This window comes from Parashewanella tropica, from assembly GCF_004358445.1.
GTDB lineage: Bacteria > Pseudomonadota > Gammaproteobacteria > Enterobacterales > Shewanellaceae > Parashewanella > Parashewanella tropica.
This window is the reverse complement of sequence record NZ_CP037951.1, coordinates 2,374,459-2,396,356: the sequence shown is the minus strand read 5'-3', so window position 1 is coordinate 2,396,356 and position 21,898 is coordinate 2,374,459. Positions and strand designations below refer to the sequence as shown.

Annotated in this window: 14 protein-coding genes; 8 read left to right on the top strand and 6 right to left on the bottom strand. The window is 40.3% G+C overall.

The features are described from left to right. Positions 1-166 precede the first annotated feature (166 nt). On the top strand, positions 167-8,296 hold the full coding sequence (locus E2H97_RS18900; RefSeq protein WP_133407096.1) for a calcium-binding protein: 8,130 nt from the start codon (positions 167-169) through the stop codon (positions 8,294-8,296). Positions 8,297-8,380: 84 nt separating this feature from the next. Here E2H97_RS18900 and E2H97_RS10510 read toward each other — a convergent pair whose 3' ends face one another. Continuing rightward, entirely contained in the window at positions 8,381-8,692 is a 312-nt protein-coding gene (locus tag E2H97_RS10510; protein ID WP_133407095.1) for a hypothetical protein, read from the bottom strand. A gap of 479 nt (positions 8,693-9,171) precedes the next feature. On the opposite strand from E2H97_RS10510, the gene E2H97_RS10505 reads away from it, so the two are divergent. Continuing rightward, positions 9,172-9,492, top strand: coding sequence for a hypothetical protein (locus E2H97_RS10505; RefSeq protein ID WP_133407094.1), 321 nt, complete (start codon positions 9,172-9,174; stop codon positions 9,490-9,492). A gap of 81 nt (positions 9,493-9,573) precedes the next feature. Here the strand turns inward: E2H97_RS10505 and E2H97_RS10500 are convergent, their stop codons facing one another. The 4 genes from E2H97_RS10500 to E2H97_RS10485 all read right to left on the bottom strand — a co-directional run bounded on the left by E2H97_RS10500 (position 9,574) and on the right by E2H97_RS10485 (position 13,917). Further along, a complete protein-coding gene (locus E2H97_RS10500; RefSeq protein ID WP_133407093.1) occupies positions 9,574-11,481 on the bottom strand; it encodes a methyl-accepting chemotaxis protein in 1,908 nt (635 codons plus the stop codon). A gap of 299 nt (positions 11,482-11,780) precedes the next feature. After that, the gene (locus E2H97_RS10495; protein WP_133407092.1) at positions 11,781-12,833 is read right to left on the bottom strand and encodes a M28 family metallopeptidase; all 1,053 of its coding nucleotides are present in this window, start codon (positions 12,831-12,833) and stop codon (positions 11,781-11,783) included. A gap of 120 nt (positions 12,834-12,953) precedes the next feature. Further along, positions 12,954-13,469: a GNAT family N-acetyltransferase gene (locus E2H97_RS10490; RefSeq protein WP_133407091.1), complete on the bottom strand. Its 516-nt coding sequence runs from the start codon at positions 13,467-13,469 to the stop codon at positions 12,954-12,956. A gap of 22 nt (positions 13,470-13,491) precedes the next feature. Continuing rightward, positions 13,492-13,917 carry a hypothetical protein gene (locus tag E2H97_RS10485; RefSeq protein WP_133407090.1) on the bottom strand — a complete coding sequence of 142 codons (426 nt, stop codon included), beginning with the start codon at positions 13,915-13,917 and terminating at the stop codon, positions 13,492-13,494. Positions 13,918-14,168: 251 nt separating this feature from the next. Between E2H97_RS10485 and E2H97_RS10480 the strand changes: the two genes are divergently transcribed. After that, entirely contained in the window at positions 14,169-15,026 is an 858-nt protein-coding gene (locus E2H97_RS10480) for a phytanoyl-CoA dioxygenase family protein (RefSeq protein ID WP_133407089.1), read from the top strand. 16 nt (positions 15,027-15,042) lie between these two features. Here E2H97_RS10480 and E2H97_RS10475 read toward each other — a convergent pair whose 3' ends face one another. Further along, on the bottom strand, positions 15,043-15,276 hold the full coding sequence (locus E2H97_RS10475) for a DUF2789 family protein (protein ID WP_133407088.1): 234 nt from the start codon (positions 15,274-15,276) through the stop codon (positions 15,043-15,045). A 280-nt stretch (positions 15,277-15,556) separates the two neighbouring features. Between E2H97_RS10475 and E2H97_RS10470 the strand changes: the two genes are divergently transcribed. The 5 genes from E2H97_RS10470 to E2H97_RS10450 all read left to right on the top strand — a co-directional run bounded on the left by E2H97_RS10470 (position 15,557) and on the right by E2H97_RS10450 (position 21,893). Next, a complete protein-coding gene (locus E2H97_RS10470) occupies positions 15,557-16,750 on the top strand; it encodes an acetyl-CoA C-acyltransferase (protein WP_133407087.1) in 1,194 nt (397 codons plus the stop codon). A 308-nt stretch (positions 16,751-17,058) separates the two neighbouring features. Next, positions 17,059-18,552 (top strand): CoA-acylating methylmalonate-semialdehyde dehydrogenase, encoded by a 1,494-nt coding sequence (locus tag E2H97_RS10465; protein ID WP_133407086.1) that lies wholly within the window; start codon positions 17,059-17,061, stop codon positions 18,550-18,552. 275 nt (positions 18,553-18,827) lie between these two features. Continuing rightward, a complete protein-coding gene (locus tag E2H97_RS10460) occupies positions 18,828-19,985 on the top strand; it encodes an acyl-CoA dehydrogenase family protein (protein ID WP_133407085.1) in 1,158 nt (385 codons plus the stop codon). Positions 19,986-19,998: 13 nt separating this feature from the next. Next, positions 19,999-20,772 carry an enoyl-CoA hydratase gene (locus tag E2H97_RS10455; protein WP_133407084.1) on the top strand — a complete coding sequence of 258 codons (774 nt, stop codon included), beginning with the start codon at positions 19,999-20,001 and terminating at the stop codon, positions 20,770-20,772. After that, the gene (locus E2H97_RS10450) at positions 20,772-21,893 is read left to right on the top strand and encodes an enoyl-CoA hydratase/isomerase family protein (RefSeq protein ID WP_133407083.1); all 1,122 of its coding nucleotides are present in this window, start codon (positions 20,772-20,774) and stop codon (positions 21,891-21,893) included. The genes E2H97_RS10455 and E2H97_RS10450 overlap by 1 nt, the downstream gene beginning before the upstream one ends. Positions 21,894-21,898 lie beyond the last annotated feature (5 nt).

Below are 21,898 nucleotides of genomic sequence, written 5' to 3'. Positions count from 1 at the left end.
ATTTTTGATACGGCAGTAATTTTGATAAGTCATATATCGAATAGTTGTGATCTAGATCAACATTCCCTTAATACGACAAAATCTTGTCGTGTAGCGCCATTCATTCAATAAATAGGCTTCTTATACTTGCGGCAATTTTTATAGGCTCAGCAGTGAGAGGTTTGCCATGACAACCAATAATACCCTTGATCAGAGAATCAATGCTCTTGATCAGAAAAGTGAAGCCGAGCTTAGCTCAATAGAAAAAAAGTTTAATTCGGGCTTGGCAAAAATCATAAAAGACGTAGTTGCAGAAGGAGCAAACTTATCTACGCAAGACTTGATTACAAAAGTAACCGATGCTTTGAAGAATGCAGGTGCTGAAGATTTAGCGCAAGAGCTAAAAACAGCATTGAATGACGACGAAGTAAAAAAATTCGCGAAAGATGCGGATGATGGTTTACTTAACCCAACTAAAGTAAAGCCTGGTCAAACTCCAGATCAAGCTGATTATTTTAAAGATCAAACAGAAGAGTTTAAAAAATTATTGGCGATGAAAAAGAAAACGCCAGATAATATAGCACGTGATTTGGCTCGTCCTGTTGCAAGCGAAAATCCAATTCGTGATCATGTTGCAGCAGAATTAAGCCGACGTAACTTAGTGCCTGATCTTGGTTCAACACCTGGGGAAAGAGCACATGGGCTCAGCGACTATTTTAGTGGCACAGGTTCTAACCTAACAGTAATTAAAGACGAGGTATTACAGTTACCAAGCACCTTATCGAGTATTGACTCTTTAAGAGGCATTAGTAATATAGCTTTACTTAACAAATATCGCAGTTTAGTCGGTAATCTCCCCCTAAAAGATGGTCTACGCCACAGTAAAATTTTAAAGGACTTTTCAGATCAAGAACTGAAAGATCTTTCTAAAATAACCAAAAACTTAACTAAGACGTCCAAACTATCAGCAATAGCAGGAAAAATAAAACTAGGTACCACCTTTGCGGGTCTTGGCTTTGGTGCGGTCTCGTCTGGACTCGGCTTTTATGCCGCTACTCAAAAGCTAAAAGACGGCAATACTTCAGGAGCTGCTGTTAGATTTGCAGGTGCCGCGTTGGGAACGGCAAAACTGACCTACGGTATTTACCGTTTTATTGGTAAAAAGCTTGCCAGCAGTACGAGCAATGATGTTGTTAAAGCACTATTGAATCCTAGTACAGCGATAGAATTGGGATCAAATGCAACTCAAGGTGCGACTTATGCAGCTCGTTTTGTTACAGGCGTAGGTGCAGCATTAGCGATTGCTACAGGGATCCACAGTTTAACCAAAAATGCGATTGCAGCAGATAACGCAAGAAAAGAGGGACAACACGGGCAAGCAGCGGTATTGGCTGTACAAGCCGCGTTAGATGGTGTTTCAATCATCCTTGATGGTGCTAGCTTTGTTCTAGACTTCATTCCAATTGTAGGCACCATTATTTCTGCGGTATTGGATGTAATTAATGTTGGTGTCGGCTTGCTAAATACCGTAATAGGTTTCTTACTACCATTGTTTAGAAACTCAGAAGCAGATTTTCAAAATTTCCTTAAAAGTGATGCCTTTAAAGAACAATATGCTGAGTTGGTCGATGATTTACGTGAGCAAGGTTATGACTCATTGGAATATCAAATTGATGCCAAAAAAGCTGGAATTGATGGCGACATATACAATACAAATTTAAAGAATTTGCGCCAGAGATTTATCACCAATTTAAGTCATGCTGCACCAGATGTTATTAAAAACATTGCTGTAATTGATAATACTTCAGTCGGTAATACCTTAATCGGAGGAAGAGGGAATGATTTACTGCAAGGACGAGCAGGTAATGATGTCCTCCGAGGAGGTGAAGGGAATGATATTTTAGATGGTGGTCCAGGTGCTGATATTTTAGAAGGCGGGCCGGGTAATGACAGACTTATTACAGAAGTGGGTATTGATATTCGTGCTGATGGTGGTGCGGGTAATGACACCCTCGTTGCAGATGAACTACCTGAGCATATTGTCTTTAATGAATGGGGGCACCGCATTCAGACTAATTTACCTAAACTTGGTTTTAAGCTGAATGGAAATCACGCAGAGGCGATACTTCGACCTAATGGCAGTGATACACCTCTCAGCAGCGATGACTTTCGAGTAGAAGGTGGTATCGGTCCATTTGCGACGTTAAGAGCCGTTGGTCGGAATGATGATCGTGGTTTATTTACTTTTCTAATTGAAGATTTCAATGAGCATGCGATTGATGCTAATACGACCAATCACATTAATTGGCGATTTGGTGATCGTTTATTAGATAAGCTAACACGTATCTCGCAAGGAAGAACCGATAATGATTTACCGGGGATTAGAGAAGATCAAAGCTTATCTGCAAGTGAGCGTAGCCAGTTATTTTCATCTCATTTAGATCAAGGTAAAAGCCAGCAGGCCTTGATGCAAGATGTTTCAACATGGATACACATTAGAAGTACCGTGTTGAGAAGACGAGTTTATAAACTGAGTTCAGATATTTATACCGATGGCGATCAAATATTAGTTCGGATTCGTAATGGTGCTACCAGTTATCGTGGGCACATTGTGGTTAATGGTTCTCTTTTATCTAAGTTAGATTTTGGAACCTATAATGATGTCAGCGCGCCAGAGCTACTGTTACTGTTCCATCGTATCATTCAAGGAACTGATATTCTCAATATTGAGAATTTTGAAGGGACTAACGAAGCCGATACCATTAATGCCAATGCCAAGGATAATATTGTTAAAGGGAAAGGTGGTGTTGATAACTTAGATGGTAAGGGCGGACATGATACCTATGATGTTAGTGATGCAGACTCTGCGGTGAAAGTGGATTTACGAGGCAGTCAGTCTTCTGTAAAGCGACATCAAACCGGAACTACGGTCGATCATATTGCCAACTTCGAAAGTGCGATAACAGGTAAACATGACGATATTATTATCGGTAACAATGACAATAATGTACTTGAAGGTCGCGCTGGTAGCGATACCATCACTGGTGGTGATGGAGATGATATTTTATCTGGTGGTGAAGGTAGTGACACGATAATAGGTGGAGAAGGTTTTGATACCGTTGATTTTAGCCGCGATAGCCGTGATAGGAATATCGCTTGGGAAGTCAATCTACAGGACGGAAATAATGGAACCCATGCTCACCGAAGAGAACTAGAAAGAAGAGTTCGTTATTACAATCCAACTCCTAACACTCTAAGATCTGAATCCTATTATGTCCGAGTACCAGTTCAAGAAGATAAGCTAACGAGTATCGAAGGACTAATTGGCGGTAATCAAGACGATGTATTCCGTGGTAACAGCGCTAATAACCGTTTATCAGGTCGTGGTGGCAATGACTTAATATACGGAAATGGTGGGCACGATGTTATTTATGGCGGTAGCGGACAAGACACTCTTTACGGTGGCAGTGGTAATGATACCTTTGGTGTCAGTGTAGAAAGCGATTTAGCAAGATACAAGAACATCATCCCGAGAACCAATGTATCTCGACGTAGTGTATTACAGGTTAATAACAATGGCAGCTTTAATAACGCTAATTCGCCTGTTCGTGTGCGAGTAGGAGGCAGGCAAGCCTTTGCGATTAAAAAGATTATCCGAAATGGTAACGAGGTTAGCCAAATCGTAGTAGAGGTCGTTGGCAAAACACTTACCATCAACCGCACTGGATTCCGTAACTCTTATCGTGAACATTGGATTTATCACAGTGCATTTCCTAAGACAATTTCGTCCGATGACCGCACAATCAGCTTGCCGTTTTCTAAAGAGAAAAATCGAAGCCTTCAGATCATTTTTGATTCCAATGGCGGTATTAGATTTGATCTTCTTGGTGGATTTGAGTTTACTAAGCTTAAATCTCATAAAGCAGAAGTGGATTTAGCTACCAATACCAATAAAGTGACTGTTGTTAGAGAAACCAATGTTAGTATTGACGGCAATATTCCGCATTCACAAGCACTTAATGCTGCAGATGAAACCTTGGTAAGAACTGAATCAATATATGAATTTGAAAACATCACAGGTACTAAATATCAAGATACTCTGAGAGGAACTGAGACAAGTAATCGTTTACGTGGGGGTGAAGGTAACGATGTCCTTGAAGGTCGTGGTGGTGATGACATCCTACTCGGTGGCTTAGGACGTGATGTACTGAAAGGTGGCGAGGGTTCGGATACCGCATCATGGGCTGATATTAAAGGGCCATTACATGGTCATTATGGTGGAATCAAGGCGAGCTTATTTACAAATAAGTCAACGATTGCAGGCCGAGATGAAGACTCTCTAGAAAGTATCGAAAATCTTGAAGGCTCAAAGTTTGACGATCATTTGATTGGGAACAACAGTGCCAATGTCATTGATGGTGGAAGTGGTAAAGATACCATAGAAGGCCATGGAGGCAATGACACCTTTATTGTGCGCAATTACTCGACAAGCAAAACATCAGCCAGTGCCCCTGTATCTGTTGTTGGTAATTCCATTGACGGTGGCGCCGATACAGATACGCTTGATTTCCGCTTCTTCGAGCCAGACCATGGTGTCAGAATTGACTTAGCTCACAACATTATTAGAGGTTTGAAATCTGGTAATAACCAATTGATTTCAAGCTTTAAGAATATTGAAATTTTCAGTGGTTCTAAAGGTAATGACCAATTCTTTGGCAGTGACAACTCTGATACTTTTATTGGTAATGAGGGGGAAGATGTCATTCTTGCTGAAGGAGGAGATGATCAACTCATCGGTGGTTTAGGAAGAGATAGAATTAATGGCGGTAAAGGTATTGATACTGTTCATTATTCTGAAGCCGAACGTACTCAAGGGGTTATCGTCCGCTTGAAAAGGGTAATCCTGCCTTATGATCAACTTGTTGAATCAGCAAGGACTGCACTAAAAGCGAACCCTGAACAATACACAACTAATTTCTTTAATCACTTTAATAGTCTTAATTGGCAGGATGATGCAGAAGACATCATCGTCAATGTTGAAAATGTACAAGGCAGCCGCTTTGCAGACCGTATTTATGGTGACAAAGAAGCCAATACCTTGATTGGTCTTGCTGGTGCTGATTCTATTTATGGTGGTGACGGTAACGATGTTCTGGTCGGTGATGGTCAAACGGGGCTAACTGATAACGATTACCTAGAAGGTGGAAAAGGCGATGACACTCTGATCGCAGCAGGTGGAACAGACACTCTTAAAGGTGGCAAAGGCCGAGATACTTATTTGATTACGGCAAACTCAAATGCCAGCCAAATCATTGAAGAAGACAGTGGTAACCGCCTAGTATTTGGTGGATTAAAGCAATCGCAAGTTGGTTTACGCATTAATGGCGATAATGTGGAGTTTGTATCGGCAGGAAAAATACTCGCGAAGATTGCCTTAACAACACTTGGTGGTAGTGTGAATGCAAATGGTAACTGGGATGAAACAGAACTTAATCTGTTAGCCAGTAATTTGTCTATTCGTTTCCCAGCGATAAGCTTTACAGATGCGCAGCTAACCACTTCTGATCTGTTGTCATACATACTTAACCAGTTAAGAAACACTCGAGGGAATGATTTAGACAATACAATCAGTGGCTCAGTGTTAGATGACAGACTTGATGGTGGTCATGGTAACGATACCATCACTGGTGGCAAAGGTAATGACACCTTGATTGGTAATCACGGTAATGATGTTTTGGTTTCCTATGAAGGTAATGACCGCTTAGAAGGCTGGCATGGAGATGATTTACTTTCTGTTGGCAACATTGACAATACGGGGCACGATACTTTCTTTGGTGGTTCGGGTAACGATACGGCAAGTTGGACTTTATTACGCGATAAGCATGTAGAAACAACATTTGTAAATGGGGCTGTAGAGGCTGTTGTCAAAAATGACAAAAATGAAGTTGTAGGCCGACAAACCATTCGAGAAGTTGAAAATTACATTGGTACAAATAAAGCTGATACTTTCCGTCTGGGTCATGGTAATGATCAGCTCGCTGGATTAGGGGGTAATGATACTTTAGATGGTGGTGCAGGGTCAGATCGTTACTTAGTCGGCGATGATCATGATGTTGTTCAGGATAGTGGCACTGATAATGGCATTGATACCATCGCACTTAAAGTTGATCGAGCAGAAAAACTATTCGTCGTGCAAAAGGGCGATGATTTAAAAATCTACATTGATGATGGTAAGTCTACAACTATTGGCCAACTTAAAAACTCTGTGACATTAAAAGGTTGGGCTCAAAATAAAGCGGGTATTGAAAGATTGAGGTTAAGTGATGGTAGCTTACTAACGGCTAGCGAAATAGGCGCATTAGCTTCACTGACTGAACTGAGATTTGGCGGTATGATTAATGATTCAACTGTGATTAGTAGTAAGCAAGCCATTTCAACGTTAAAAGTCACCCGTGGCTCTCAGCTCACATTAGAAGCTGATCCTTTGCAAATTGTAGGAGCAGAATCTTTAACTAAAGATTTGAATATCAATTTAGGTGAGTTAGATATAAAAAATGTCAGCTTTGTTCGAAGTGGTGACAGTTTATTAATTCAGAATAATGGAAGCAATATTGCGTTACTCAGTGAGTGGTTTAAAACCCCTTCACCTTTAGGGCGTTTTAACTTAACAAATGGTGCAAATATTGACGGTACAGCGGTTAAGTCAGTTGTAGAAAAATTGACTGGAACACAGTCTATCACTTTAGATAGCATTCCAAATGTCGCAACGGGTGGTAACGATCAGCTACAAGCCAATGGTGGTAATATCAATGGTGGTGAGGGTAACGATACATATCTATTGAATGGCTTTACAGGTAATACTGTAATTGAAGACACTCATGGCGAAAACGTACTAAAATTAAACGCTAACCTGTCTAACCTTACAACATCAAAAGAAGGTGATGATTTAATTATTCTCGTCAATGGTTCTGATGATACTGTTAGGATCAAAGGTTTCTTTGCCGCGGGCAGTACTTTTACATTAGATTTGGGTGAACATAATCGAACAGATAGTGGCCGCTATAGACGCAGAAATGTTCGTCATATCAGAATCAATTCAGAAAATGCCGCTCGCCTAGGCTCTTTATCTGGAATTTCTTTACAGGACATTGCTGATATATTTGAAACAGATGCGGCTGAGTTAGAGTATTCAATTCTCTCACACCAAGGTGACGGTGGAATTAAAAATCCATTTAGGGTGAAAAGATTAACGGGTATCAGTGATTTCTCAAAACAACACACAGGAAGTAACTCTTTTGTTCTAAAAGGGGCGACAGTATATACCTTAGACAAAACCCAACTAAGAGAAGGATTTATAAACACTGTTGTTTATAAGCATACACAGTATGGAAATGAATTTGTTGGAACAAGAAAACCTTATCAAAACGTAGTGTCTAATAACTGGTTTGTACAACCTACCTCTTTCCGTTCTGGTACTCTAGCTGGTAGCAGTGGCAATGATGAATTACACGCAAGTAATGCTCATATGGGGCTGAACATTTTGGCAGGTGACGGTGATGATAGTATCAAAGGTTCTCTAAAGCACAGTAATTTGTTAGATGGTGGTGCAGGTGACGATACTTTAGCAGGTGGTAAAGCCAAAGACATTATCTTAGGTGGAGAAGGTATTGATACGGTTACCTACGAAGCCTCAGAACATAGTGTGAATATTGATCTTAAGGCTGAAACGGCTACTTCGAATGGAATTAAAGATCATGTGAGAGATGTTGAAAATGCAACAGGCTCTAAATTCAATGATGTAATCAATGGTAGCTTTGAAGATAATGTACTGAAAGGCCTCGCTGGTGATGACGATATTCGAGGCTTACGAGGTGATGACACCTTAATTGGTGGTGCAGGTAATGATACATTACGTGGTGGCACGAGCAATGATACTTATATCTACAAGCAAACAGATGGACAAGATACAATTATCGATAGCAAAGGCGAAGACACGCTTGAACTAGAGGGACTTAGTTTGAATCAATTAGTGTTCCGCCGAAACGGTAATGACTTACGAGTACTCGTGCTTGGCAGTGATGATCACGATAAACTTGGTAATGTTGCTAATCAAGTTACAATTAAAGATCATTTCACTACGAGCAAAGCGATTGAGCATGTAAAGGTTGGGAATAAAGATTTACAATCCGCTGATATCAGCAAATTGGTACAAGCTACAGCAACTTTCCTTGCTGAAAATGGCGGTAACGTGGATGCAGTGGATATCGATGATAAGCGCAATGTGTTATCAAACTTGAGTGTTAACGCTTTAGGTTAATTAAGCCATCGCATCTTGTAATACAGAAAAAGGGTAAGCATGTTAGCTTACCCTTTTTTTGATATAAATAATGAGATTTCCAGATCACACATCGCCACTGGCAATAGCTCCTAAAAAAACACCTAGCCCAGCGATTAAACCAGTAGCAATTGCTGCAGCAGTAAACAGGCCGATGCAACCTAATGTATAGCACGCTGCTGTTTTTGCACATTCTTTTGTAAAACAATCATCGTCATAGTCATTATTATGAAATAAGTTAACTTGCTCAGCTTGTGAAGTTGCTATTCCATAACCGTTGAGACTTGAACCATACGTTGCCAGCTTATTGTTCGGATTCAGCAGTGAGTCACTATAGGCTTGAAAACCATTGACATCTTTTATGCCTTCTGTAGACATGATAACCCTCTACCATACAAAAATTTTCGTTTTTAACCTGAACAAAAATTATGAATGATTTTATCAACAATTGAAGAAGGCTAATAATTATTCAGTAAAAAGACAAGTTAATTATATTTTATTTTTAACGCTGACTTCATTGTCATTGCGCTTAATTAGAGAAACTAAATAACGCTTGTTTCACTTTGGGTTTGTTAAAAATAACTGACAGCGAAAAATATCAATATTCCTAATTTTCTTTGTTAACTTATTAAAAGAAAAACCATGCGCCTTATCAATTTCTTCAGGCCGGGGTTGTTTTTAAGTTATTGAAACCAAAGGGAAATAATTAAGTTTTTATACTTCAGAATAATCAACATAATTTAGTGTTTTATCTATTCTATAGAATTATTCTTTGTAAGACATTAGTAGCCTAAAATAGATTTTTACTCTATCTGTTTGTTGTTAGAATTTCACCGTTCCACAACAAGAGATAACAAATGATAACTTTTACTTTAGACTCGATTGAGTCTGCGTGTACCGTATTACAACAAGGAAGTCATTTAGAAAGGAATCTCATTTATATTAACAATGGACAAGAATTACTTCGCGTTATTGGCATCAAGGAAAAACAATTAAGCTTTGAATGCGGAGGGCAGTCTGTTTCCAGTACCTCAGGTTTTTCAATTCAACTTGAAAATAATATAACAATAGAAATTTCGATTGAGTCTGAAAAATATGTTATAGCCAATCTTCCTCAAATTGACAAATTTTCTGAAGATTTTGGCATTACTAATAACGCTGCTGGTTTTATGTTCTAGATAAATGGAAAAGCTTCGTTGAATCCGTTCAGCGAAGCTTTTCATACTTGATATTGATATCGTTTGTTTCGATCAACCAAATCAATCCAATTTAAATTTTCTCACTACGCCAGTAAGTTCTTTATTTATCTGAAATAAGTTTGAAGTTTGAGCTACAGTTGTCTGCCCATTCATAGAAAGTTCATTGACCATTTCATTGATTGCAGCCATATTGCGGGTAATTTCATCGGACACTGAGCTTTGTTCTTCGGCAGCCGTCGCAATTTGGGTGTTTAGATCATTAATTTGATCTACAGATAATGCAATTTCATCCAAATCAGTTGCTACTTTCTCTGTTGCATCAGCGGTTTGTTCACAGGTAGATTTAGTAACCTGCATCGCTTCAATCGCTGAGTTTGTACCTTGGCGTAATTTACTAATGGTTTGTTCTATTTCTGCGGTACTGGACTGTGTTCTAGCCGCCAAGGCTCGAACTTCATCAGCAACAACAGCAAATCCTCGCCCTTGCTCTCCTGCACGTGCAGCTTCAATGGCGGCATTTAATGCTAATAGATTGGTTTGCTCTGCAATATCACCAATGACTTTAAGTACGTGCTCAATTTCTTGCGTGTCTCTGTCTATTTCTGAAATGTTGTCAGCTGTTGCGTCGACATCCTGTACCAATTGAGCCACGGTATCAGTAGCATGATGAACCACGACCTTAGAACTATTCGCTTTATCGTTGGTTGTTTTTGTAAATGCAGCCGTTTCACTGCCATTTCTGGCTACGTTGTTTGCTGTCGCACTCATTTCTTCGATTGCAGTAACAATCAACTCAGTTTCTTGGGTGTGGGCATTTAAAATTTGTGAATTCGCATCTGCATCAGCTTGAAGCCTTTTGATGCTCTTATCAATGACTCCAGAAGCATGTTGAACATCTTTCATTAGCGTTTGTAATTCACTGATAAACTTATTGATATCAGATGCGATAATTCCTAAATCATCGTTAGACTCAACGGGCAAACGTTTGGTTAAATCTCCATTTCCTTGCGCCAAATTCCCAATCATGCTTTTTAGCTGGTCAATTGGGCGATAGAGCTTTTTAAGTACTAATAAAATGAGTAGAGTCGCTATAACAATCATTATCAGTGAAGATAGAATTGCATTTTTCAGTACCGTACCCAGATGAGCATAGGCAACGGATTTGTTTACACCAATAAAAAGATACCAGCGTTTGCCATTGACCAAATTGATGGCTTTGGTAAATGCAATTTTATCCACTCCTTTTAAGGTGTAGTCCTGCATGCTGGCTGTTTTGCTTAACATATTGCGTTCTACATCGCTCATGCCAGCATCTCTTAAGAAGGTGCCTTTAACTGCCACCTTTGAATTAGATGCCATGATCTTACCGTCATTATCTGCGATGAGAGTTACAGCACCGGGGTAGTCAATTTCTCGTACAGTCTCGTTTAGAATTGGAAGCTCAATATCGATAAGTGCGGCGCCATTTCCCAGTGACTCGATGATAGACACGACATCATTTCCAGTGGTTGCATCAGCATATACACCTGTTACGTCAGTTCCTGATGCAGTTTTAGCTTGTTTATACCAAGGGCGAGATAAGAGCTTGTATTGGTCTTTGTTAGCTATGCCATTATTCCACATGGCTCCTTCAGCAGTTGAATAGGTATTCCCATCGTCAAAGCCCAAGAAAACGGCGGTAACTTTTCCCGTTTCTTTTGCTGTTTTAGCTACAGAAACATAATTAGAAGTCATGTTTCCGTTTTTGTATGACGATACTAAACCTTTTACAACATCAGCTTTAGATTCAAACCAGCGTTCAATTTTAGCTGCTTCAGTTTCAACAATGAGTCGAGACGTTTGATTTACTTCATTGATGGTTGCATTTCTAATTTGTAGATAGGATAGGAAATTTGCTGTGAGTAATACAGTAGTACACAACACGATCATCGATAATATCAATGCTCGTTTAAAACCCAAATTAGCCATAGTTAACCCCGAGTATTTTTAATAATTTACCTATGCGCTTCTGAGTTTTTTGTGACTGGTTAACGATCAGCATATACAAACCCAAAAAATGCATGGTCAGAAAGTTTAACAGGAATGTATATAGGTTGATTAAATAAAGATCAGGTGAGGTGATTGTTTGCAGAATATGTGAACAGTTTTAGTTGATTTTTAAATTTATATCGTATTTGTATTATTTGTTATGACCGTTTTATTCGGTTGAATTTGCGACCGAGTATTATTATCGATCGCAGTAAATTGTTTTGTAAATATAGATCGGGTTATTTAGGCTCTGATAAAAATCGAGTTAGTAGTGTTACGTTAGATTGAACCTGTAATTTTATGTGGCTTTCCAGTCGAGGAATTAACTGGGTAGCTTGATCAAATTGTGTATGCCAAATCTTTCCCCAGTGTTTTTCTTTTTTTCTATCACAGCTTGCCATATTACTATTGTCGAAACATGTCCAGTAATCAGGGTGAGAGGTTTGCGAATAACCGTCTTTACCTGATTCACCATCAATAGAAAAATTAGTCGCTTCTACATACGCGATTGGAATTCCTAAGCAGGAAAAAGGTGAATGATCTGACCAAGCGCCTGTTTCACCTTCTGGATATTCTGGTGTTTTAGGGTGTAAGTCGTAACCTCTAGCGAGTTTAATATTCTTCGACTTATTCAGAAGTGCGTCACGTAACCAAGTATCATGGCTGTATTTAGAATTTTCACCACCACAATGATAAGGCTTTGAATGAGCGCTATGAATGTAAAGATGATCCCCACCCGCAACCGTATCGAGATTTATCATACCGTGGATATCAGCAGGGTTAATTGTTTTTACATACGCTTTTGAGCCATTTAACCCCACTTCTTCAGCACCAAATGCGATAAATTTAACGCTGTAGTGAGGGGTTATGTTTTGAAATGCCTTGGCAACCGCAAGAAGGGTTGCAATGCCCGATGCATTATCGGTAAAACCAGTAGAGCCAGCATTATGTCCAATGGAGTCATAATGTGCTCCAATGATTATGGTTTTGTTTATTTTCCCTTGTTTGAAAGCTTCAAGATTTAAAGAAGTCAGTGGCTTTTTCCGCAGGTTGAACTCAAACTCGTGTGTATTTACTTTATAACCCAATTGTTCAAACTCACCCTTTAACCAAGAAGCCGCTTTTCGTTCTTCGTCACTGCCCGCAAAGCGGTTTCCGTAATCGGATGTGAGATTAAGCATGGTGTTCCAAGCGAAATCATCAGCCATTAGCTGAGGAGAAACGGCGAGTAACCCAACAGCTAATGAGTTAAGAATACTTGTCTTCATTTTGGTCTTTTTTTTCGAGTGCATAGGTTTTTCCCAAACTTGTTAGAATTTTTTCTTATTGTTGTGGGACTTTTAGCCTATCAACAAATTTTAAGCGCGCCACAATACTACAGCGCACTTCATAAAGAAAATTTTTGAGGTGATTTAAAAAGTAAGAAGATATCGATTATGGGGTATACCATCATGATCAAATTGACTTTGATACTTAAACCCAAGTTTTTCTAGCACATGACATGAACCTTTATTTTCCACAGCTGCATCACCTAATACTTTATCAAAGGGTAAATGTTGTTTTGCATACTCGATACAAGCTACTCCTGCTTCTGTAGCAAGCCCCATTCCCCAATATTCCGGTAGAAGGCGGTAGGCTATATCGTTGTTCTGAACTAATGGGTGAGTTTCAAACTTAAATCCACAAAAACCTATTACTTTTCCCGTTGCTTTATATTCCACTGCCCATCGTGCGTAACCTCTTCTCTGATAGTCAGCTAACCAAACATTTTTGATGACTTGTTCAGCATCTTCTATTGAATTCATCACGTCTTCTGGCATAAATCGAATGACTTCAGGATTACTGTTAAATTCAAAAACATCCTCAGCATCACTCAAACAAAATTCGCGTATAATCAATCTTGGTGTTTCGGTAATTATCCTTGTCATGGTGTTCCTTTGTTATTATTTTTTATCGTTGATCCAAAATGATTTTAGTGACTACCCATTTGTTATTTTCTTTGTTGATTGCAACTTGGCGAGTGTCAAACCAAGGCTTGTCATTTCTGGTGCCAACCAGTTTCATTCTTATTTTTACTTCACTATTCATCTTTCGAAAAAAGTCTATATCCACATCTTGAACTTCAATCTGAACATTACTTAGTGGAAGGTTGAGAACATGGCGTTGAACAGATGAAGCTAGATGATAGTGCTTTAATAGCTCATCGAGCTTTTCTCCAGTGAAGTTTTGAGCCGTTTGTACATCTTTATCAATATATAACGCTTTTAAAAAATGATATGCAGCATATTCGGGATTTTGAGGGTTAAAAATCGCACTTTCTTTATCTGGGTTACAACCACAGATCAAAAGCGTTAAAAAGATCGAGATCCATCGCATCGTAAACTAAGACGTCTAGAGTAAAAACACAGTTATATTACATACAGTAGGTTAAGGCAATGGTGGTTTATGTGATATTTTTGAAAAACAGAAGTTATCCACAAAACCTGTGAACAACTTTGTTGGTTACTTTAAATAACTTTTCTAAGTTGTTAATGCCGTTATGATTATAAGGGTGGTTAAAATTTGTCACATCGACTGTGGTAGCATAGAATCTGTGTCACATAACTAAGCCTTAATCAGAGGTATTCATGTCATTCAAGTTGTTTTCTGATTTAAGTAAGCCTGACGAGATAAAGCGATCATTTGATGAGCATGGTTTTGCTGTTTTCGAAAATTTTTACGCTGCAGAAGAGTGTGAAGGTTTGATCGAACGTATGCGATATTTGGTCGAAACAGAGGATACCACTAACTTAGGAACCTTCTTTACCATATATGACGATGAGCACCATGATAATACATTGCTTTTAGATTCTGGCGATAAGATAAGTTTCTTTTTAGAGAAAACGGCGACGGCTGAAGATATATCGACAAAGCAAGGTATTTTCGAGAACCTTAATAAGGTAGGTCATGCTTTACATGATATCGATCCAGTATTTGATAAATTTTCCCGAAAGCCTGAACTTGAACGGTTAGTAGGCATTTTAGGAAATCCTAACCCTCTTTTGCTGCAATCAATGTTTATTTTTAAATCGGCTAAAGTTGGGGGAGAGGTGGTTCCTCATCAAGATGGTGCATTTCAATATACAGAGCCAGAGTCAGTGATAGGCTTTTGGGTTGCATTACAGGATGCCAATCTGAGTAATGGCTGTTTATTGGTTAAAGATGGAGGACACAAAGGCCCACTTAGACATCGATATTTTGAGAAAGACTCTAAATTAGAATCTGAGCTACTTGATGAAACTCCTTTTCCAGAGTTATCGTTACCCTTAGAAGTTAAACAAGGGAGCTTAATTGCGTTTCATGGCCGACTTCCACATGGGAGCTGTGCAAATATCAGCGATAAATCTCGTTACGCTTATGCACTGCATATTATAAATGGAGATTGTCATTATCCTGAAGACAGTTGGTTAAAACGCAGTGATAAATTACCACTGCGAGGATTTTAAAGCCAATGGTGAAAGTTTATTTGTGCATCAACACACTCAATTGATCAACAATCGGTTCCCAATCCGCATCGTTTGAGAGCATTTCGCTCAGCATGCTTGCCTGCGACTGATTCCAGCATTTTGCTTTTGCCAGTTCAACATTCTGTGGGATTGGGCTATTTCGGTGGATAAAGCCATCGATTGCGAATTGAGAACCCTCTAGACCAAGTTGTTCGAATAGTGAAGAGAGGGTATGAATTGGTGCTTCCATATCAGTACCTCTAATAAAGAATAGGATTCAGTGTATTTATATCAATTACTGTAATTGGTGTTACTATTGAATCATCAATTTCTGCCTATTTTTAGTTAATGTCAACTCTAAACATCTCTGATGTAAAAGCTAGCTGACATTTTACCCACTAAAAACTTCTCATCTGACCAAAAAAGACTTGCTTTACGTTAGCGTAAACGTCACATTAGTACCTAAAATTTATTAACCCTATAAGAATTTATCCTTAGTTTTAAATAAAAGTCTAAGGAAAGGAGTTGAAATGAGTACTGAACAACTGGATCAGGATATTGTAATTGTCGCTGCAAAACGTACACCTATGGGGGGCTTTCAAGGTTCTCTTTCAAGTGTTCCTTCACCGACTTTAGGTGCCGTTGCAATCAAATCTGTGATGACTGAAACTGGCATTTCAGGCGACAAAGTTGATGAAGTACTTATGGGTTGTGTATTACCTGCTGGTCTTGGTCAAGCTCCAGCTCGTCAAGCTACATTAGGTGCAGACTTACCGTTATCAGTTGGTGCAACAACACTGAATAAGGTTTGTGGTAGTGGCATGAAAACCGTAATGATGGCCCATGACTTAGTCAAGGCTGGCAGTGCTAAAGTCGTTGTTGCTGGTGGAATGGAAAGCATGAGTGGCGCGCCTTATCTTCTTGATAAAGCACGCGGCGGCATGCGAATGGGGCATGGCAAAGTATTAGATCACATGTTCTTAGACGGTTTAGAAGATGCGTACACTGGCGGTGCAATGGGCACTTTTGCTCAAAAGACTGCAGATGAATACGGTATTACTCGTGAGCAAATGGATGAATTTGCATTAAGTTCATTAGAGAAAGCCAACGCTGCAATTACTTCAGGTGCTTTTAAAAACGAAGTAGAACCAGTGACCGTATCAAGCCGTCGCGGTGATACAGTCGTTGATACTGATGAACAACCAGGGAATGCTCGTCCAGATAAGATCCCATCGCTACGCCCAGCCTTTGCTAAAGACGGCACGATTACTGCTGCAAACTCAAGCTCAATTTCCGATGGTGCAGCAGCCGTTATGGTTATGACTCGTGCACAGGCTAAAGAGCTTGGTGTTCCAGTACTCGCAAAAATTTGTGCTCATTCAACTCACTCACAAGAGCCAGCAATGTTCACCACGGCTCCAGTTGGCGCAATGATGAACCTGCTTAACAAGCTTGAATGGACAAAAGATTCTGTTGATCTATATGAAATCAACGAGGCATTTGCAATGGTAACTATGTTAGCCGTTTCTGAACTTGGTTTGGATACTGCAAAAGTAAACGTTAATGGTGGAGCATGTGCATTAGGTCACCCAATTGGTTGCTCTGGTACTCGCATTCTAGTTTCTCTTATTCATGCCCTTAAAAACCGCGGACTGAAACGCGGTATGGCGTCATTGTGTATCGGTGGTGGCGAAGCCACGGCTATGGCTATCGAGGTTGAATAACCCATTTAAAAGCTGAGCTCTTTCGAGCTCAGCTTTTTTATTTAAACCATAAAAATAATAACAATAATCTCAAGTGTGAAAAAGTTAGAAAATAACTAGAGAGTAATAGCATTAACACCAACAGAAGCGCACCTGATAGGCAGGACGCCTGAATGCCATGGAGCACATGGATGTGCGAGAATGGCTATGTGCTCACGACCGTGACGTCCTGTCACGGACGGTTGTCTTATAAGGCTATTACTCTTATCTGTATTTCAATAACTTGCACATTGAGTTAGTAATAAAGACATCAACAAAAGGATTGTTACATGACAACTCAAGTAAGACATTATATTGATGGTGAGTTTGTATTAGGCGAAGGTAGTAAACAAATCTCTGTTACAAACCCTGCAAATAATGAAACCATCGCAGTTGTGAATGCAGCGACTGAAGCTGAAGTATTAACCGCAATTGAAAGCGCAAAGAAAGCATTTGTTACTTGGAAGGAAATTCCTGTATCTGAACGTGCTCGCGTAATGCTTCGTTATCAGCATCTACTAAAAGAGCATCATGATGAAATCGCGACGATTCTGGCTAAAGAAACGGGTAAAACCTTTGATGATGCTAAAGGCGATGTGTGGCGTGGAATCGAAGTCGCTGAGCATGCTTGTAATATCGCTTCATTGTTAATGGGTGAAACGGTTGAAAACGTTGCACGTTCTATTGATACCTACAGCTACACTCAGCCATTAGGTGTGTGCGCGGGTATTACGCCATTTAACTTCCCAGCAATGATCCCTTTATGGATGTTCCCTCTAGCGATTGCTTGCGGTAACACATTCATTCTTAAACCATCAGAACAAGACCCAATGACACCGCAGCGCCTTGTTGAACTATTTGAAGAAGCTGGCGCACCTAAAGGCGTACTGCAAATGGTTCATGGTGATAAAGTTGCCGTTGACGTTTTACTTGATCATAAAGATGTAAAAGCGATTTCGTTCGTAGGTTCAGTTGGTGTAGGTCAATACATTTATAAAACAGGTACTGACAACCTTAAGCGTGTTCAAGCCTTTGCTGGCGCGAAGAACCACTGTGTGATCATGCCTGATGCCAACAAGCAGCAAGTGATCAACAACCTAGTAGGGGCTTCTGTTGGTGCAGCTGGTCAACGTTGTATGGCAATTTCAGTTGCTATTTTCGTAGGTGAAGCGAAAGCGTGGATCCCAGAAGTTAAAGAAGCCCTAGCGAAAGTTAAGCCGGGGTTATGGGATGATAAAGATGCTGCTTATGGTCCGGTGATCAGCCCGCAAGCTAAAGAGCGTGTGCTTAGCTTAATTGCTCAAGGTAAAGCAGAAGGCGCTAATTGTGTACTTGATGGCAGTGAATTTACTGTCGAAGGTTATGAGTCAGGTAACTGGGTTGGTCCAACCGTATTTACTGACGTAACGACTGATATGACTATCTACAAAGAAGAAATCTTTGGTCCAGTTTTATGTTGTATGACAGCAGACTCTTTGGATGATGCAATCGAAGTTGTGAACAACAGCCCTTACGGAAACGGTACTTCAATCTTTACTGCAAGCGGTGCGGCTGCTCGTAAATATCAGCATCATATCGATGTAGGTCAAGTAGGTATCAACGTACCAATTCCAGTGCCACTACCTTTCTTCTCGTTTACAGGTTGGAAGGGTAGCTTCTATGGCGATCAGCATGCTTATGGTAAGCAAGCGGTTCGTTTCTATACCGAAACTAAGACTATTACAGCTCGTTGGTTCGACTCTGATATTGCATCTGGTCCAAATATGACGATTGCACTTAAGTAATTTTAATATGAACTAAGAGGAGCAATAATGCGCACGACAACAGAAGCGTACGTCCATGTACTCACGACCATGACGTCCTGTCACGGACGGTTGTCTTACCGCATTATTGCTCCTTCTGTTGTTTCTAGTTCTCAGAAGTTCACATAAGTAATTTAATTTATGCGTTATGCCTGCGAAGGCAGGCATCTAGTGACTTATAGCCACTAGATTTCATCAATACAAGAAATGACAAAAGATAGAAATTATTCAGATTTTTGAATCTTAGGAGTTTTCGAATGGATTTTAACTTAAACGAAGACCAACGTCAGTTTGCTGACTTAGCACGTCAATTTTCACAAGAACAACTGGCACCATTTGCTGCAAAATGGGATGAAGAACATCATTTTCCAAAAGACGTCATTCAACAAGCCGGTGAGCTAGGTTTTTGCTCACTTTATTCACCAGAGTCTGAAGGTGGAATGGGGCTTTCTCGTCTTGATGCTTCAATTATCTTTGAAGCCTTATCTGAAGGTTGTACCGCTACTACTGCTATGTTGACCATTCACAACATGGCGACTTGGATGGTAACCACTTGGGGAACCGAAGCGTTTCGCAGTAAGTGGTCGGAAGATCTAACAACTGGTCAAAAGCTGGCTTCATACTGTTTAACTGAGCCAGGTTCAGGCAGTGATGCTGCATCGTTACAAACCAAAGCGGTTCGTGACGGTGATGAATATGTCATCTCAGGCTCGAAAATGTTCATCTCTGGTGCGGGCGACACTGAATTACTGGTGGTGATGTGTCGTACAGGTGAAGCTGGTCCTAAAGGCATTTCTGCTATTGCTATTCCTGCTGATGCGGAAGGTGTTATTTACGGTAAAGCAGAAGATAAAATGGGCTGGAATGCACAGCCAACACGTTTAATTACTTTCGAAGAAGTGCGTGTTCCAGTTGAAAACCTATTAGGCGAAGAAGGGCAAGGCTTTACCTTTGCCATGAAAGGGCTTGATGGTGGTCGTATCAATATCGCAACTTGTTCAATTGGTACTGCTCAAGCGGCACTTGATCGTGCAACTGAATACATGAAAGAGCGTAAGCAATTTGGCAAACCATTAGCGACTTTCCAAGCGCTGCAATTTAAGCTTGCTGATATGGCGACTGAATTAGTTGCTGCTCGCCAGATGGTACGTCTTGCAGCGTTCAAATTGGATACTAAAGACCCAGAAGCAACCGCTTATTGCGCAATGGCGAAACGTTTTGCGACTGACATTGGTTTCCAAGTGTGCGATGCCGCACTGCAATTACACGGTGGTTATGGTTATATTCGTGAATATCCATTAGAAAGACATTTCCGTGACGTTCGTGTACACCAAATCCTTGAAGGTACAAACGAAATCATGCGTCTTATCATCAGCCGTCGTCTACTGGACGATGCCGCAACAGAAATCCGTTAATTGAGGTTAGCTAATGTCAAATATCATTCAAAAAATCGAAGGTAATACTGCAATTCTTACAATGAGCAATCCGCCAGCAAATACTTGGACGGCTGAGAGCTTGCAAGAATTAAAAGCAGTAGTAGAGTCATTAAATGCTAACCGTGAAATTTATGCTTTGGTTATTACTGGTGAGGGTGAAAAATTCTTCTCTGCTGGTGCAGATTTGAAACTGTTTGCTGATGGCGACAAAGGCAACGCATCTTCAATGGCAAAGCACTTTGGTGAAGCTTTTGAAACACTATCTGCATTCCGCGGTGTTTCTATCGCTGCTATTAATGGCTATTCAATGGGCGGTGGCTTAGAAGTTGCACTAGCCTGTGATATTCGCGTAGCCGAGGAGCAGGCGGTAATGGCATTGCCAGAAGCAACTGTTGGCTTATTACCTTGTGCAGGTGGAACTCAAAACCTTACTGCGTTAGTGGGTGAAGGCTGGACTAAGCGTATGATCCTGTGTGGCGAACGTCTTGATGCGGCTAAAGCTGAAAAAATTGGCTTAGTTGAAGAAGTGGTTGCCAAAGGCGAAGCACTGAATAAAGCCATAGAATTAGCGAAAAATGTAGCCAAGCAAAGCCCAAGTAGCGTGGCTGTTTGTAAGCAGCTAATTCAAGCGGGTCGTATAATGCCTCGTACTCAAGCTCTACCACTAGAGCGAGAACTGTTTGTGGGCTTATTTGATACCGAAGATCAAAAAGAAGGCGTAAATGCTTTCTTGGAAAAACGCAAAGCAGAGTGGAGAAACAAGTAATGACAAGCGAACAAGCTGTTGTTTTTCAAACGCTAGGCACAGCTTCTGGCAAGCTTATCGGTATTGCTACGCTAAACATGGAAAAAGCGTTAAATGCTCTAAACCTTGATATGGTTAGAGCATTAACCAACCAACTGATGGCGTGGCAACAAGACAGTGAAGTAGTTTGTGTCGTGCTTGATGGGGCTGGTGATAAAGCGTTTTGTGCCGGGGGTGATGTTCGTGCTATCTACAAGCAGTCCATTGCTAATCCCGGGGAAATCGCTTCAGAAGCTGAAACCTTTTTCTCTGAAGAGTATCAATTAGATTATCTGATCCATGAGTTTGGTAAACCATTCTTAGTATGGGGACACGGTTTTGTCATGGGTGGCGGTGTTGGCCTTATGGCTGGTGCAAGTCACCGTGTCGTTACTGAAACCTCTCGTATTGCGATGCCTGAAATCACCATTGGTTTATATCCAGATGTTGGTGGCAGTTACTTCCTTAATAGAATGCCGGGTAAGTCTGGTTTATTTTTAGGGCTAACGGCATATCAGATGAATGCAGCTGATGCTTGTTATGTTGGCTTAGGTAATCACTACCTCAATAATGACGATAAACAAGTCATGTTTGATGCGATGGCTACTTTAGATTGGTCAGATAATGTTGCTCGTAATCACCTCTGGCTGGATGAAATGCTTAATGAATTAAGCATCAGAAGCACGATTGCCAAAGGTGAAAGTACCTTAGCCAATAACCAAGGTCTGATTGATAGCTTAATGGCTGGCAGCTTAGATGACATTATAGTGCGAGCTAACAAACTAGAGACTGATGAAAAGTGGTTATCACGTGCAATCGGTGCACTAATAGCGGGTAGCCCAATCAGTGCTCAATTGGTTTATCAACAAACTCAATTAGATAGCAAACTCAGTCTTGCGGATATTTATCGTTGGGAACTCATTGCTAGCGTAAACAGTTGTGCTCATGGTGATTTTTGTGAAGGTGTACGCGCCTTATTGATTGATAAAGACAGAAATCCCAAATGGAAGTATTCGTCCCATGATGAAATTCCAGCATCGTTAATGGAAAAAATTACAACGATGCCGTGGGAAATTCATCCATTGCAACAACTTGGACAGTAAGGAAG

Bases quoted from the DNA above. Each gene is read 5' to 3' on its own strand.
- E2H97_RS10455 (WP_133407084.1), top strand. From the start codon at position 19,999: ATGTCAAATATCATTCAAAAAATCGAAGGTAATACTGCAATTCTTACA.
- E2H97_RS10465 (WP_133407086.1), top strand. From the start codon at position 17,059: ATGACAACTCAAGTAAGACATTATATTGATGGTGAGTTTGTATTAGGC.
- E2H97_RS18900 (WP_133407096.1), top strand. From the start codon at position 167: ATGACAACCAATAATACCCTTGATCAGAGAATCAATGCTCTTGATCAG.
- E2H97_RS10480 (WP_133407089.1), top strand. From the start codon at position 14,169: ATGTCATTCAAGTTGTTTTCTGATTTAAGTAAGCCTGACGAGATAAAG.
- E2H97_RS10490 (WP_133407091.1), bottom strand. From the start codon at position 13,469: ATGACAAGGATAATTACCGAAACACCAAGATTGATTATACGCGAATTT.
- E2H97_RS10485 (WP_133407090.1), bottom strand. From the start codon at position 13,917: ATGCGATGGATCTCGATCTTTTTAACGCTTTTGATCTGTGGTTGTAAC.
- E2H97_RS10505 (WP_133407094.1), top strand. From the start codon at position 9,172: ATGATAACTTTTACTTTAGACTCGATTGAGTCTGCGTGTACCGTATTA.
- E2H97_RS10510 (WP_133407095.1), bottom strand. From the start codon at position 8,692: ATGTCTACAGAAGGCATAAAAGATGTCAATGGTTTTCAAGCCTATAGT.
- E2H97_RS10475 (WP_133407088.1), bottom strand. From the start codon at position 15,276: ATGGAAGCACCAATTCATACCCTCTCTTCACTATTCGAACAACTTGGT.
- E2H97_RS10470 (WP_133407087.1), top strand. From the start codon at position 15,557: ATGAGTACTGAACAACTGGATCAGGATATTGTAATTGTCGCTGCAAAA.
- E2H97_RS10450 (WP_133407083.1), top strand. From the start codon at position 20,772: ATGACAAGCGAACAAGCTGTTGTTTTTCAAACGCTAGGCACAGCTTCT.
- E2H97_RS10495 (WP_133407092.1), bottom strand. From the start codon at position 12,833: ATGCACTCGAAAAAAAAGACCAAAATGAAGACAAGTATTCTTAACTCA.
- E2H97_RS10500 (WP_133407093.1), bottom strand. From the start codon at position 11,481: ATGGCTAATTTGGGTTTTAAACGAGCATTGATATTATCGATGATCGTG.
- E2H97_RS10460 (WP_133407085.1), top strand. From the start codon at position 18,828: ATGGATTTTAACTTAAACGAAGACCAACGTCAGTTTGCTGACTTAGCA.